The 14,753-nt window shown below is 41.4% G+C and carries 13 protein-coding genes; 2 read left to right on the top strand and 11 right to left on the bottom strand.

Annotated elements, in window-relative coordinates; all coding sequences use genetic code 11:
• Positions 1–17: 17 nt before the first annotated feature.
• The 7 genes from ABJV04_RS03845 to ABJV04_RS03815 form a co-directional block, all read right to left on the bottom strand.
• On the bottom strand, positions 18–905 hold the full coding sequence (locus ABJV04_RS03845; protein WP_348489982.1) for a serine/threonine-protein kinase: 888 nt from the start codon (positions 903–905) through the stop codon (positions 18–20).
• Between the two features lie 15 nt (positions 906–920).
• Entirely contained in the window at positions 921–1,736 is an 816-nt protein-coding gene (locus ABJV04_RS03840) for a vWA domain-containing protein (protein WP_348489981.1), read from the bottom strand.
• 60 nt (positions 1,737–1,796) lie between these two features.
• Positions 1,797–3,314, bottom strand: a complete 1,518-nt coding sequence (locus ABJV04_RS03835; protein WP_348489980.1) for an FHA domain-containing protein — start codon at positions 3,312–3,314, stop codon at positions 1,797–1,799.
• Positions 3,315–3,333: 19 nt separating this feature from the next.
• The gene (locus ABJV04_RS03830; protein ID WP_348489979.1) at positions 3,334–4,107 is read right to left on the bottom strand and encodes a protein phosphatase 2C domain-containing protein; all 774 of its coding nucleotides are present in this window, start codon (positions 4,105–4,107) and stop codon (positions 3,334–3,336) included.
• Between the two features lie 2 nt (positions 4,108–4,109).
• Complete coding sequence (locus ABJV04_RS03825; RefSeq protein ID WP_348489978.1) at positions 4,110–4,871, bottom strand: hypothetical protein; 762 nt, start codon at positions 4,869–4,871, stop codon at positions 4,110–4,112.
• An 18-nt stretch (positions 4,872–4,889) separates the two neighbouring features.
• Positions 4,890–5,699, bottom strand: a complete 810-nt coding sequence (locus tag ABJV04_RS03820) for a MotA/TolQ/ExbB proton channel family protein (protein ID WP_348489977.1) — start codon at positions 5,697–5,699, stop codon at positions 4,890–4,892.
• A 569-nt stretch (positions 5,700–6,268) separates the two neighbouring features.
• The gene (locus tag ABJV04_RS03815; RefSeq protein WP_348489976.1) at positions 6,269–7,651 is read right to left on the bottom strand and encodes an MFS transporter; all 1,383 of its coding nucleotides are present in this window, start codon (positions 7,649–7,651) and stop codon (positions 6,269–6,271) included.
• 236 nt (positions 7,652–7,887) lie between these two features.
• Here ABJV04_RS03815 and ABJV04_RS03810 point away from each other — a divergent pair, with 236 nt between their 5' ends.
• Positions 7,888–8,577, top strand: a complete 690-nt coding sequence (locus ABJV04_RS03810; RefSeq protein WP_348489975.1) for a VIT family protein — start codon at positions 7,888–7,890, stop codon at positions 8,575–8,577.
• 47 nt (positions 8,578–8,624) lie between these two features.
• Positions 8,625–9,155 carry a DUF3750 domain-containing protein gene (locus tag ABJV04_RS03805; RefSeq protein ID WP_348489974.1) on the top strand — a complete coding sequence of 177 codons (531 nt, stop codon included), beginning with the start codon at positions 8,625–8,627 and terminating at the stop codon, positions 9,153–9,155.
• A 20-nt stretch (positions 9,156–9,175) separates the two neighbouring features.
• On the opposite strand, the gene ABJV04_RS03800 is transcribed toward ABJV04_RS03805, so the two are convergent.
• From ABJV04_RS03800 to ABJV04_RS03785, 4 genes are all read right to left on the bottom strand, one after another.
• Positions 9,176–11,368, bottom strand: a complete 2,193-nt coding sequence (locus ABJV04_RS03800) for an ATP-binding protein (protein ID WP_348489973.1) — start codon at positions 11,366–11,368, stop codon at positions 9,176–9,178.
• A 261-nt stretch (positions 11,369–11,629) separates the two neighbouring features.
• Positions 11,630–12,859, bottom strand: coding sequence for a sodium:proton antiporter NhaD (nhaD, locus tag ABJV04_RS03795; RefSeq protein WP_348490022.1), 1,230 nt, complete (start codon positions 12,857–12,859; stop codon positions 11,630–11,632).
• Positions 12,860–12,962: 103 nt separating this feature from the next.
• Entirely contained in the window at positions 12,963–13,499 is a 537-nt protein-coding gene (locus tag ABJV04_RS03790) for a hypothetical protein (protein ID WP_348489972.1), read from the bottom strand.
• A 39-nt stretch (positions 13,500–13,538) separates the two neighbouring features.
• Positions 13,539–14,705 carry a DUF6607 family protein gene (locus ABJV04_RS03785; RefSeq protein WP_348489971.1) on the bottom strand — a complete coding sequence of 389 codons (1,167 nt, stop codon included), beginning with the start codon at positions 14,703–14,705 and terminating at the stop codon, positions 13,539–13,541.
• Positions 14,706–14,753 lie beyond the last annotated feature (48 nt).

The raw sequence follows: 14,753 nt of genomic DNA, 5'->3' as shown, positions 1-14,753 counted from the left end.
TTCCCTTGCAAGCCTATTTATAGTGACAACGCGGCTTTAAATTCGCTGATATTTTGATATCGATGTTCTGGTTGCAGTTGCGTTGCATAAAACAATGCATTGGCAAGGTCTTCGCCACAGCTGTGGGATACCTGTTCTAACAACATTAAAATTGGATCACTGCCATCGGTGCCCGACTGGGTGTACCGATCAAAAGCTTTAATTGGCCGTTGTCCAGTTAATAATTCGATGATCATTACCCCTAGGGCATGGATATCAGTCCAAGGGCCGATGGGGAAAATGTTATATTCTTGCTCCAATGCAGCATAAGACTGGGTATTTTGAGCTTGTTGACTCACATAACCACCAGCCACTTTTACTGCACCAAAATCTATTAATATCGGATGTAGTTGTGAACCAGAACGCAAAAATACGTTACTGGCTTTCATATCTCTGTGCACTAAATTTTGTTGGTGCAAATAGTCTAGGCCAGCTAAAACGCCAGGCAATACCGCACTAACCTGCTGCCAGGTGAATGGCTGATTATGGTGTTCAATTTGCTGCACATAACTTTCCCATAAGGTATTACCAATCTCTTGGTGCATAACCATATAGGCGGTACCGGCTTCATAAAAGCAATCGTAAACATAAACAATGTTGTCATGATCTAGGGTCAGCAGAGTTTCACATTCATGTTTAAACTGCTGTAAAGCGGTTTCATATACTTCCACTAAATCGGCCATAAATGGCATAACCACGCCATCAACGCGATGGGCAATTTGATTGGGTAGATATTCTTTGATCACCACCCGGTACTCAAGTGAGGCATGATGAGCTAGATACACCACACCAAAGCCCCCGCTCCCCAGCACTTCTTCAATCACATAACGATGTATTCGATTGCCAGGTTGCAGTGCTCGCGTCATGTTATTTCTCTCGCGCTACTTGGGCATGAGCGCTATGAGTAACGCCGCAGTTAAGGAGCCATCGGAAACATCTAAATAATTACCTAAGCCCGTTTTCACCAACTCCTGATAAAACTCTCTTTCGTGATCCTCATCACCAGAGTAACGCACTGAAACACTGTATTTGTCGTTTGCAAAATTTTGAACTTTGCTCATCAAAGGTCGAGATTCACCAGAATGAGCCTCGTCATCGGTGATAATAAAAATCACTCGGCGCTGTGCTTCTGAACGCCACTTGGTTTCCAATGCCTCTTCAAATCCGGCATACACAGATTCCCCGTTGTCGCCTGGATTGAATCCCCTGCCTATGCCCAAGTTAAGATTCACTTGGTCTAAGTAAGATTTTAAGACCGCAATATCTTTGGTTAAAGTAAGGGGAAATTGCGATACGGGTCGATCAAAGTTTTTATCACCAAAAGCGACAATACGCATAGCAGCGGAATCAGATAACATCTCAATGATGCGGGCAATATTGCCAATTTCAGCGCGCAATCCATTGATTTCTTGCCCCATACTGCCGGTCACATCAAGGACAACGACCAAGTCCAGTGTTTGCATTTTTTGGAAGCCTGATGGGGCTGGAGCGGGAACAGGATCAGGTTTTGGCGCACTCGGCGGTGGACACACTTTTACTTCTGGACAAGTTTGTGGTGCAGGGGTCGGAATTTTCGATACATTCCCAAAGAAAGGAAGTGAAATAACGGCAAGTAATATAAATGCCCCCATTCCAGAAGCAAACAAATCTAAAGCAGACATGCTAAAGATATTGATTTCCCTACTTTTGAGCTTCATGTATCGATTTCCCTTTTAATTACATCATCGACAATGCATAGCACTGCCGATTAAGTAAATTTAAAGTACAGTCACTTTAAACGTTATCGTGCTTAAGCGAAGTTCCATGCCATTGGATAGTTCCATCGGTTGACCAGGAGTAAGTGGCACCTCATTTATCCAGCTACCGTTTTGGCTCCCCATGTCTTCCACATAGATTTTGTTTTCGTGCAATCGAATCATTAAGTGCTTTCTAGAAATTTCGTTTTCACCTAATACGTAATCCACTTGCGCGCTCTCGCGACCTATCACTTGGCCTTCACTTTGAGCCAGAGCTTTACCATTTATTTTGATTCTGACACTGTCTCCTTTGATAGTAGTGCCATCAAACAAAATGTCGTTAAAGGACTTTTCCATTTCTGCGATTTTACCCGCAAGATTATCTTTTTCTTGAGCCAAGCCAGTTGCTTCTTTTACTTTATTCTGCAACTCGTCAGTTTGCGCTTGCATCGCCTCTTTGCGCTTACGCATAAGAATGACAAACAATAACAACATGACTAACAACAACACTCCACCACCTAACATGATGTAAGTTTTTTGCTGTTCCGATTTAAGTTGCTTTTGCGCTTCTAACTCTGCAGCTTGCTCTGCTTTTTTCTTTTCCTCTTCTAACGCTAAACGTTCCTCTTCGGCTTTTTTAATGGCTTCATCGGTTTGCTTTTGTTTCTCTAAATTCTCAGCTTCAATGCGAGCGGCTTCATCTTTTGCTTCTTGCAAAGCTTTTTCAGCTTCTGCTTTTGCTTCTTGAGCTTTCTTTTCTGCTTCTTCTAATTGCGCTTTCGCGGCCAAATCTGCATCTTCTTTTTCCTTTTGAGCAAGTTCGGCAAGCTTAGCCGCTTCTTCTGCATCTTTTGCCGCTTTGTCGGCTTTCGCTTTAGCTTGCTCCACATCAGAAAGACACACTTCGTCGGCAACCGTAAAACTGATCTTATTTTCAGTCAAAAAGGATTTCAGGGTGTCAGTGGACAAGGCGTATGCGATGTTTTCAGGGGCTTTCATTCCAGCAAATAAAGCCGTTTCAAAAATACTAACCCCCACTAGCTGGTGACAATTATTCAGTAATGGTGCTGCCCACTGGCCTTCTTTGTATAGGGCTGTGTGAACATAGATATCACCTTGTGATAGGTTTTTTACCGGCTCTAAACGCTGAACAATTGAAGCGGTCTCAGCAGAATCAGTTTTTAGAATCAATTGCTCGCCAAGGGTTTGAGCTTCTTTGCCCAAAGTAATAGGTTCCCCTGTTACATTACTGGCAGACAAAATCGCTAAGCGTTTATCTTCATTTTCGACAATGACAGTTGCCAGTATTTTAGCTGCAGGAGTTACCGAGTTATCGACAATAAACAACGATTTGGCACCATCAATAACTTCAGCGTCGGTGACAAACTGATGGTCATTCACTTTGGTTGCTAGGGCGGATATGGTCTTACCATTTTTGCGTTCTATTTCAACTTGATAGACGTATTCTGCAGAAGCAGAAAAAATCGTCGAACTAAAACCCAGTGTCAGTAGTGCAATCAATTTAGGTGACAAAAACATGCCGATTTCCTTACGTATTTTATTCTGTTGTTTCTTCCGAGTCGGCTTCCTGAGAAACCTTCAGTACCATGACAGTGGCATTGTCTTGGTAATCTTTATCGAGACTATCTACATAGCTAACAATGTGTTCCGCCAATATCTGTGGATCGGATTGATTAAACCGATGACAGATGGCTGCGATGTCTTGTTCTGGAATACTTTCGATTCCATCGCTGGCCAAAAGCACAATATCACCCACTTTTAATGCAATACTATTAATATCAACCATGTCGACGTCGTAACCCATAACAGCCGAAGTTAACTGGTTGCGTTGGGGATGAACGGCAACGTCTTGTTCGGTCATCACACCTTCTTCGACCAACTGCATTAATTCAGATTTTTTTGAATGATCTTGATTAATTCGTTGTAGGGAATTTTCTCTACAAAGCCACAAGGGGCTATCACCAACACTGATAAAATCTAAGTGTTCGCCGGTAAACGCAGCAGCTATTAAGGTTCCCCCCATGCCATTGCATTCGGGATTCTCAACAATGTAGTCAGCTAGATGTTGATTTGTGGCATTTAAACTTAGCTGCAAACGTGTTTCCATTTGCTGCTCTTCACTGTTGCAAAACGCATCATTGAAAGCTTGAAGAATTTGCTGACTAGCAACTTCCCCGTGTACTGCCCCACCCATACCATCTGATAACACTGTTAATGCAAATCCATTGGGCCAAACCAATTTGGTAACACCGTCTTGCTGATAGTCTCGTTTGCCAACGGTTTGAGCCCATCCTACGGAGATTTGTAGCATCATTATTCCCAATTAAAGTTTTGGTCACAAAACGCCACAAACCTTAGGGTCGTTGCGCCAACTTTTAATAGGCTTCCTGTCTGCAATACAGTTTGCCCTGCGACAATTTGCCCATTCACACGATTCAAACTGGAACCATTGCCTGGAGCGACAATAAATTCTCGGTTTTCATCATCATAAATAACCAACAATTGCTGCTTTGAAGTAATTGAGGTATCACCAAAGTTCAAGGTGATACGTTCAGTAGGAGAGCGCGAAATAGCACTTTGACCTGGCCCTACTACCACACTTTTACCTTTTCCAGGACCGTCAACCACCACTAACCATCCACATACAAAGGACTCTGCGCTAGCATTAGATGTATTCCCACCGGCATTAGCAGCAGCGCCCGCCCCACCAAAGTTAATGGAGGTTTTAGGCTCTTCTGCTATAGGTTTGGCTGCCGGTTGCTGCCCTGTAGGTGGAACTGTACCTTGATCTGAGCTACCCGCTGGATTGTTAGCACCCGGAATATTCGCTGGTCGAGTTGGCGGCTCTGGTGAAACAGCCACTCCACCAGGACGCATTGCCGGACCTGAGGATTTCATGTGATTGAATAAGTCGACACTAGGCGGTTGTGTTGCCCCTTCTTTAGGCCCACCAAACTGACCTTGTGGCGGTTTAGTTCCTCCATCAGGAGCCGAGTGAGTTGGTTTGTCATCACTTTTAACGAAACTGGATTCTATTTCCACTGGTTTCCCATCTGGACCACGTCTAAAGCTCATGGTGTATTCTCCTTAATTTTAATCTGCCGCGATTAAGCGGTTCACTAATCTGTCTAAACAATATTGACCAACCAGGTTTAACGCTTTTTCTTCGCGCCCTTGAGCCAAATGCATAAAAAATACTAAAGCGGCTGACATGATTAACGCTAATAAAGTAGTGTTAAACGCAACCCCTAGTTTGATAGTAATCACAGCAACCCAATCTTTGATGGCGTCAGAATCAGATAAAGGTGGCATATCACCAGCACTAGACAATGCCATGGCAATACCAATAACAGTGCCGATGAAACCTAGCGTAGGAATCAGCCAAACCAGATAGCGCACCATGGTGTACTTAAGGTCGACTTCGTGCTGCATTAATTCCAATGAGGAATTCATAAGATTGTTAGCTTGTTCAGTACTTCTGGACAGTTGAAACTGTAAAATAATTCGTTTGATTAGGCGTTGCAGGTAAAAACGACTGCCGAGATTATCGGCTTTAATGGCTTGGTAAATGGGGCCTAAATCTTTAGGGCGATACAGCGCATCTTCATCATCACTGATTAAACCTCGGTTTATCTGGTTAATTTCTTGAGTAGCTCTTTGCCAACGAACCCAGATTTCACCTGCACATACAAAGAAAAACAACCACATGACATTTTGAATAGTGAAAGGATAAGAAGGCCCGCTGCGGTCAAAAAGAATATCCGCCAAACGCATTTCTGTGCTGGTACTAGGTTGCTTTTCTGTTAGTACAAATCCAACAATAATGATTACAAAGGCAATGAATGACATTGCTAGTAACACAACCAGACGATAGTAAGACTCTTCTTTCTCCAAACTGGTCATATACCACGGCTCCTGCTCTTTATTTGATATGCGATCATGATTTCCATTATGCGAAGTTTCGTTTCACCCACCACGATATAATCGTTAGCAGTTAACGTCACAACGTCAAATTGAAGCCATTGACTCCCTTCCCAATAAAATGACCCATATGAAGATCCACAATCCCTGACCTCAATAAAGTCTAGGTTATTGAATGTTAGTTGTAAGTGGTTACGAGAAACACTTGGATCGTTTAAATGAACGTCATTTGTTTGCGCGCAACGACCCACACTAATAACAGTGTCACTAGTAAACATATGAAAAATTATGCACTTTTATACAATGAATATTGGGTTCCAAAATTTATATTAGCGGTAGTTTAAAAGTCGAACAAGCATTAATTTAATGAAGAGCAACAAATACTTAAACGATGGCAAGCTCGAAGTGTTTTTCCTTTAAAGACAATGATATAAGAATTTACCTGAGGATTTTGACATGAGGGGTGGAATTTTACACTAAGCAGCAATTGATTATTTTGCGTACAGTCATATATTTACGGGGCGCAACATAAAAATCGTTCACAGCTAAGTTTATTTGCTTTGTTGATTCGCTTTTCCCCGAAAGCCTGATAGAAAGGTGGCGACAATTACGCTGATAAGAGAAATGTAAAACGCGAACGATATAGTGCTCATTAGCGCTGGAATCTGTTCAGCATTAATTTTACTGTCGCCAAGATAATAGTGCACTAATAAGTTGACTGTACTCATCCCCACTAGATTGCCCACCGTACGCGCTAAATTTAAGGTTGCCGAAGCAACACCTAATTCGCTTTCTTGCACTGCTCCCATGATGGCATTGTTATTTGGAGACGAAAATAAACCAAAGCCAATGCCAATCAGCAGCAAAGAGCCTCCTATGTACGTGGTACCTGTCGCCGTTGTCATTTGCGATAGCACCAAAAATCCGCAGGCAACAATAGCACAACCGAAAGTCGCTAAAAATCGAGGTTGAACTTTGTCAGAAAGCCGCCCTGACATGGGTGCTAAAAAGGCCATAGCAAAGGCTTGTAACAATAAGATTTGACCCGCTTCTGCAGGACTGTAACCTTGCACCACTTGTAAATACAAACTTAGCAGAAATGCTAAGGGAAAATTACTACCGTACATTAACAGTGATGTAATTAATGACATGGAAAAGACTCTGCTTTCCCGAAACATTTGAACGCGAATTAAGGGGGTATGATGCTGACTTTGGTGGTAAACAAATAAAATCATTGTGAGTACTGAAAAAATCAACAGTAAAAAACCATGGAGTTTAGGAAGAGAACTAAAACCGAATACTAGTGAAGTAGAAGAAACGGCAAAAATAAAACTTCCTCGCCAATCAAATGAAGCAATATGTTCATTTTTCCATTCGCCGTGCAATCCCCATTTAATTAACCCTAAGAGGATCACAATTAACGGAAGTTGAAATAAAAACACCGCTCGCCAACTCCACATTTCAGTGAGTAAGCCGCCAATAGCGGGTGCTAGTGTTAAACCAATATAAACACAAGCTGCCGCCAAACCAAGGGCAGCACCGCGCTTATGGGAAGGGGTTACTGAGGTTAGAATAGCCACCCCGGTTCCAAAAATCATCGCCGAAGCCGCACCTTGAACAAACCGCCAAAACAGTACCCACTCCACCTGTTGGCCTAAAGCACACATCAAAGAAGTAAAAGCGTTTAACGCCAAACCAATGGTATAAATACGTTTTCGACCGTAATTGTCAGCCAATTTGCCAAATGGCAACATGAAAACCACGCTACTGAGCAGAAAAAGTGTAGGCAACCAACTCACCATTTTCGCGTTTGCGTGCAAGTCTGCAGCTAAGTTGGGGATTGCGACATTAACCGACGCCATGCCTAATGGCCCAATAAAAGAACCAAGACAAACGACAATGAGAGCGACTGTGGTTACGGGGAGCTTGTTCAAAAACTTAGTTTACCTACTGCAAAAAATCGTAAAAAAGATCATACTGAACATCCATGACTTGTACAGTAATTCTAAGATCCATTTAATATAATGCCTTAGTTAACAATATAGCCAACACCGGAAAATATTAAATCGGCTTCTGCTGTTGGCCTGTCATAGTATTTACAATAGTATGAGCTGAAGCACGTTATTAATTCGACAAGCAATTCCTTTGCTGAAATAGAGATAAATTTCATATGGATTACAACCACGAACACAAGGCAGACCGAATAGGCTGGATAAGAGCCGTTGTTTTAGGCGCTAATGATGGCATAGTCTCAACGGCAAGTCTGATTGTTGGTATCGCCGCTTCACAAGTGGCCCCGGAACATTTATTTATTGTGGGTTTGGCCGCATTGGTAGCTGGAGCCATGTCGATGGCCGCAGGGGAATTTGTATCTGTAAGTTCGCAAACCGACATAGAACACGCCGAAATCTCGTTAGAACAAAAACATATTGATCGCCACTGGGCGGCAGAAGAAAAAGAACTTGCCAACATTTATGTAGAACGAGGTTTAGAAGGTGATTTAGCCATGCAAGTTGCCAAACAGTTGATGGCTAAAGATGCCATAGGTAGTCATGTTAGAGATGAACTAGGTATTACTGAACAATCCCAAGGCAACCCTTTTCAAGCCGCGTTGTTTTCAGCACTGTCATTTACCGCAGGAGCACTTTTACCTTTATTAACCGTGTTAGTGGTCAATGGCTCTTTGTTAATCCCTTCAATAGTGATCGTTTCATTGTTGTCATTGGTATTATTAGGAAGCGTGTCTGCCAAAATTGGTGGAGCCTCCATTTTTAAAGGTTCACTGCGCGTGCTTATTTGGGGCTCATTGGCTATGGCGGTATCCATTGCTGTTGGTAATATATTTCAAGTCTCTGGGTAAAAGCACACTGCCAACAGTCGACAAACTCTACTCGCGAAAGGTATTAAATGAAAAAGATCCTATGTGTAATTTTGCTTGGCTTGCTGATAAATGCCTGCTCAAACAACAGTTGGCGTACGGCAAGTAGAGAATCTGCGGGGATTGCACCTAAGCCCGAACTAATTAAAGATGCGGTGATTGAAGTCTATGCAGCAGATGCATACAGTTGGCGTGGTTGGTTTGCCGTACATACTTGGATCGCTATAAAAACCGAAAATGCAGCGGACTACACGGTATATGAGGTGGTCGGTTGGCGTGTCAAAAGTGGGCTGCCTGCGTTACGCAGATACCAAACCCCTATTCCCGATCGATTTTGGTATGGCGCAAAACCTGAAAAGCTGCTGTCCATTCAAGGTGAAAAAGCCAACACACTGATCCCCAAAATATCAGCAGCTATCGAACGCTACCCTTGGGCAAATGAATATACAGTATTCCCTGGTCCCAACAGTAATACCTTTCCTGCTTGGATTGCCCTGCAAGTACCCGAATTAGAGTTGAGTATGCCATTTAATGCCATTGGCAGTGGCTATGCCGATTAGGCAATCCTAGATACGCCAAACTATAGGCTAGATTGAAGTTCTTTGTTGGTGACGTATTGTTGTACCTTAGATAATAAAGCTTCTCGCGAGAAAGGTTTTCCCAAATGGGCGGTAAACCCCAGCTTTTCATAATGGGCGACTTCTTCTGCAAAAACGTTCGCCGTTAACGCGATTACAGGTAAACCAATCCATTGTTTATTCTTACGTAGTGCTTTCAGGGCACTACAACCATCCATAATCGGCATCTGAATATCCATTAAAACTAAATCAAAATTCTGCCGAGCAAGGAAATCTAGAGACTCTTGACCATTGTTAGCAACGGTCACAATCATATGGCTTTGCTCTAACATGCTTTTAGCAATTTGCTGGTTAATCAGGTTATCTTCTACCAGTAAAATACGTCTATTGGTTAGATTTTGTTTGAAATCAATTTGTGGGACTTCTATGCGTTGTTCTTTGGCGAGAGGAAGCTGCAACATAAAACTAAATTCAGTTCCCTTTGCTAACTCACTTTTCACCTTGATAGCAGACCCCATGGCTTCAACTAGTTGTTTAACAATAGAAAGCCCTAAACCTGTTCCACCATACTTTCGCGTTATGCTTTCATCAACCTGAGTAAATTTGTTAAACAGGTTTTTAATTGACTTGCTTTCGATTCCGACTCCCGTATCTAGCACCGATACTTTTACTTTTGCAAAATCATCATTTGTTACCAGTTTAACTGTTACACCCACGCTTCCGGTATGCGTAAACTTGACTGCATTTGAGGTCAAATTCATTAATATTTGCATAACGCGAGTTGGGTCGCCCATTACCCTAATATTCTGCTTACCCAAAATCTTAGTATGTAACTCAATATTTTTAATATCAGCCTGACTCGAAAATAAATTTTCAACTTGAGTGAGAATATCTTCAAAGCAAAAATGGTGATTTTCTAGTTTAAAATGGCCAGATTCAATCTTAGATAAATCGAGAACATCGTTAACTATTTGCATTAACAGTTTGGCGGAAAAGTTAGCCCGATTTAAGTATTCGGTTTGTTGTTTGTCTAACTTAGTATGCAAACACAAATCTAACAGCCCTAGAACGCCGTTTATTGGCGTGCGGATTTCATGTGACATATTAGCTAAAAACTGAGATTTAGTTTGGTTTGCCTGTTCTGCTAGGACTCTTGCTCGTTGGGCTTTTAATTCTAAATTTTTACTTTTAGTAATATCATTGTAGAAAATAAGCACACCAATCAAGTCTTGTTTTTTAGAATGTAGGGCTACGTGAGTTACTTCTTTATATTTAACTTGGGCATCTTCTTGAGCCGTGTTTTCTTGGCTTTCTTTTTCCTGGCTTTCTTTTTCTTGGCTTTCTTTTTCCTGGTAATGAATATCAGTTTCATCGCCATAGAGGATGCGTCGATCGATATTTACGATCTTTTTGGCGTGCTCTTCATTGCTGATATCAAAATCAGTTTTTCCTTTCAATTGATTGATATTCTCTACTTTAGCGTCGTCAATAAAGGCATGGTTTGCACCTAAATATCGTAATTGTTTATCTTTCCATGAAATCCCATAGGGTAAGTGATTAATAACCGTTTGAAAGATAGCCTCTGAGTGTTCAATTTTATTGGTTTGACTATCAATAGTAGTTTGTTTATCAAGTAATAACGTTTGTAAATAATGTAAAAAGTGCTGAATCAAAAACAAAACAATACTTATGATAAATACATAGGTCAGTAATGCTGTAATCCAAGCAGTTACACTTAAACTGTAAGCACTTTGTCTTACTGAAAACTCAAATTCACTTAGCCACATTAGGTTCATGTAATAAAATAAAAACATACCACCAGAGATAGCAATAGCAACCGCCACTCTCATACTGAGCATGAAACTACTAAATATAGACGCAGCCATAATCAGGTAGATTCCATTTCCGGCTAGGCCAAATGTGTGAATTCCTGCAAACCCCATAATAAAAAATAGGCAGGTAACTAAACTCGCTTTTAAATTGTTGGTTAAGCGAGTTCGAAACAAATAAAAACTCAATAGCACACAGGTGCTGGCAATATGCACCCACATCACCGGCAGAAAACCAATTTCAGGGACACGAGAAAGGGAACCAGCTAACGCAACACCAGCAAATGCCATGGTGGCCATCAAAACGGTATTTGTTAGTTTCTCACGAATATATTCAATGGAACTATCTTGAGACTCTAAAGACATAGAGATTCATTAGCTTTTATAATAATTGGACAATATTATGTTGTGTCGGAACCCCATTAAAACCTTGTCTGTACTTAAAGTGTATTAGACTTTTGTATAATAACCGAAGCAGGATTTACCGAATAAGGTTTATATATGGCACTTATCGATTTGAGCTTAGCAAATCCACAACTGCCCAAGAGAGCGTCCACCAACGCTAACCTAATTAGCAGCGGCCAGGTTTTATACTAGGAGTCTGCAAGGGAAGTTAGTCAACGGCGATTAGACGTTGACTAAACATAATACATATCCCACGGTGTAAGCCGCCAATAGGTGCACGATATATTTACTGTAACTAACAAAAGTCAGTTCTTTCACACGACTCATGGCCACAATCCCTGCCGCTGAACCTATCACCAACATTGATCCTCCCACGCCAACTGCGTAGGTAAGGGATAACCATTGAATATTGGTTAACTCCGGCTGAGCTTTAAGTAAGGCTGCGGTCAATGGCACGTTATCTAAAAAGGCTGATAAGATCCCCACCAAGTAGTTGGAATAATCAGGATCCACCATAAAGTAGATATTGGTCATCCAAATTAATACCCCGATTTCTTTAAGAGAACCAACTATCAACAATATCCCTAGGAAGAACATTAAAGTATCAAATTGAATTTTACGGACATAATCCAATAAATGAATTTCGTACTTAAATTTATTCACCATTCCACCGATTAGGAACATCACCGACAAGCCTAATAAAAAGGTCAAAACCGGCGGGATTTCAAACAATAAATTAAACAGCATGGTGCAACATATGGTGCTAAAAAATAGCCCAGCGATAACAAAATCTAAGGATTTAAACTTTTCACTGCCAATGGTTGCTTCTACTCTGCGGTTTTTGCCAAAGCTCATCAATATTGCCAACACAATCACCCCAGACACAGCGGGTAAAACTAAGCCTAACAATTCAACTATAGAGACATGTTTTTCACTGAATATCATTAGTGTCGTCACATCCCCGGTTATCAAAACAACCCCACCGGAGTTCACGGCGAATATAATTAAAACACAGAGTTTTACTTTTTCTGCCACGTTCAATTTGAACGCTAGTATCACACTGATGGAAACGAGAGTGGCAGTAATATTGTCGCACAACATCGACAACACTAGCGCAAACAGAGCCACCAGCAAGGTCAATTTCCTCAACGACAATTCACCAGGTAAGAGTCGATTAACCATAGCGCCTATCAATCCTCTGGCATTAAGGTAAGCCACAAAAGTCATAGTCGCCATGAGGAACAGCCACAGTTTGGCTATATCGAGTAAATTTTCGTTCAGCGCATTTTCTATCTCGGCCTGCCCAGAACCGTGACCTCGAATGAACAACAAGCACCATACTAAACACCCTAAAAACAGGGTAGTTTTTGCTTTATTGATATGGGTAACTTCTTCAAAGACGATGGATAACAAGGCCAAAATAGCCAAGCCAATAATGGATATTTCAAACATATCGAACATGATGTGCGTTCCAGAATACTAACAATAGAATATGCGCCCCATTGCAGGACACTAAAATAACGCGGGAATTATAGCGTAAAGAGGCAGTTGGGTACTATTTTTTTAGAAAATGTTGAGTAATTAATTCAAGCATAAAGAGTATTTTATGATTGGATAGTTGGCGGTAGTCGAAGTACGGGCACACAATTATCCGATGGCTTAGGTCAATGGCAAATTCTTGGTTAATCCACTCAAGAGTATTGGGTAAATCTAACGACTTTGCATAGGTGCGCCCCATAATAATCTGCAACGTATCGGATTGTTCAAATTTAGGTGGCGTAAACCACAAGGCGGTATGACTGCCGGATTGCAACAGCTCTTCATCACGATATTGTTGCCAAGTCGAATAACGCTGGTCAACTCCATGAAAATGCCCCAACAGCGGAAATAGCAACTTGGCATACACATTAAATACCTTTCGCCAACCGTTACCGCACGCCTGCCCAATGGCGTAAATTTCACCTTTTTGAAGGGGGTATAGTTCTTGTTCCTGTACTTCAAAGGAAAAGCTCGGGCGATTTTGGGTATACACATTAATCAGCGCATCCTTATCACCCAATCCAGTTAGTGCCGTTAGCTTGTTTCTTGTCATAAGATCCTTTAAAAAATCAATAATCCAACCTATTGAGAGTTATTCTACTTCAATAAAAGGTGACAACATCTTTTTAATCTGTAGCTTACCGCTAGTGGATTCGTAATCTTGCCCATCGACTATGTTTTGCGCTAAGGTAAAAAACGGCATAAACATAAAGTTACCATCCACTTTTTTATGGATAATTATGCTCTCATTTTCATCAATGGTTTGACGCCAAACGGCTCTAACATCCGACCAAAACTGCTCTGATTTATTCCAGTATGTATTGCCAGCGCTAAAATCATGATCAACTATAAGCTCATAACGGGCTAGTCCTAACTCTTTAGCTAGATAGGGCGTTTGCGCGGTTATCTTGCCGTCAGAATCCAAAGCAAGTTTATAGTTTTCTTCTTCTTGCACCCAACCACTGGGTAAAATCGTATGTCGGTTTGTGCCTTCTAACACCTGATAATCATTTCTGACACTGCTTTCACGACGAGGCAATGGACGCCATGTTTTCGCGCTCAACCAAGTGGAAAAATTATCGTTATGTTGCCATTTACCAAAGGATTCGTAACGTGGGGAATCATCGACCTGAAATACTGACTGCGACCAAGTACCTTTAACCATTTTGCGGCCAAATTTTTTGTGCTGCCATTTGTTATGTCCTGTATATACAAATAAATCACGCTTTTGGAATTGCCAATCTTGTCGCCAATGTTTCATTACCATAGGCTCAGAAGTCGTTCCATCCTCTTGGATAAAATACATCACCATAACATGTTGTAAACTGATGAAATCACCTTTGTCTTCGGCCACATAGACATATTCGGTTCCCCACGACTGATATGGACGACTAGGCAAATAGCCAGGAGTAAAACCAACTGTTTCAAGAAAGTCGAAGCTAACTCGATATGGGCCAGCCATAGCTAAAATAGCTCGTCGATCTTTTTCAAAGTCACTAATACCCTCTTGTTGCAAAGATAACCAACCTGAATGAGGTTCAGTATCAAGGGTTATAGGCACACCTTTGCTGGTTCCACCTCGAGGTAGAAAATCGCAGTTATCGATAAATGACCAGCTAAAAATAAACTGGCTTTGTTGATCACAAAGGGGGTTTCCATCACTTTTTCCAGTATCGGCATTGGTAGTAAATGACAGCATGATAAAAATAAACACCAGTGTAAACGTATGAATGGTTGAGGAGGATTGACTATTTTTCATGAGCTTTCTCTTTTTCGATGATGTCTCTAATGACGTAGTTTTTGTCTA

The organism is Aliiglaciecola sp. (assembly GCF_039982535.1).
Taxonomy (GTDB): domain Bacteria; phylum Pseudomonadota; class Gammaproteobacteria; order Enterobacterales; family Alteromonadaceae; genus Aliiglaciecola.
The sequence above is the reverse complement of the archived record's forward strand: the minus strand, read 5'-3'. Positions and strand labels throughout refer to the sequence as shown.

Coding starts and splice junctions, on each gene's coding strand:
- ABJV04_RS03845 (WP_348489982.1), bottom strand. CDS start 905: ATGACGCGAGCACTGCAACCTGGCAATCGAATACATCGTTATGTGATT.
- ABJV04_RS03840 (WP_348489981.1), bottom strand. CDS start 1,736: ATGAAGCTCAAAAGTAGGGAAATCAATATCTTTAGCATGTCTGCTTTA.
- ABJV04_RS03835 (WP_348489980.1), bottom strand. CDS start 3,314: ATGTTTTTGTCACCTAAATTGATTGCACTACTGACACTGGGTTTTAGT.
- ABJV04_RS03830 (WP_348489979.1), bottom strand. CDS start 4,107: ATGCTACAAATCTCCGTAGGATGGGCTCAAACCGTTGGCAAACGAGAC.
- ABJV04_RS03825 (WP_348489978.1), bottom strand. CDS start 4,871: ATGAGCTTTAGACGTGGTCCAGATGGGAAACCAGTGGAAATAGAATCC.
- ABJV04_RS03820 (WP_348489977.1), bottom strand. CDS start 5,699: ATGACCAGTTTGGAGAAAGAAGAGTCTTACTATCGTCTGGTTGTGTTA.
- ABJV04_RS03810 (WP_348489975.1), top strand. CDS start 7,888: ATGGATTACAACCACGAACACAAGGCAGACCGAATAGGCTGGATAAGA.
- ABJV04_RS03805 (WP_348489974.1), top strand. CDS start 8,625: ATGAAAAAGATCCTATGTGTAATTTTGCTTGGCTTGCTGATAAATGCC.
- ABJV04_RS03800 (WP_348489973.1), bottom strand. CDS start 11,368: ATGTCTTTAGAGTCTCAAGATAGTTCCATTGAATATATTCGTGAGAAA.
- nhaD (WP_348490022.1), bottom strand. CDS start 12,859: ATGTTTGAAATATCCATTATTGGCTTGGCTATTTTGGCCTTGTTATCC.
- ABJV04_RS03790 (WP_348489972.1), bottom strand. CDS start 13,499: ATGACAAGAAACAAGCTAACGGCACTAACTGGATTGGGTGATAAGGAT.
- ABJV04_RS03785 (WP_348489971.1), bottom strand. CDS start 14,705: ATGAAAAATAGTCAATCCTCCTCAACCATTCATACGTTTACACTGGTG.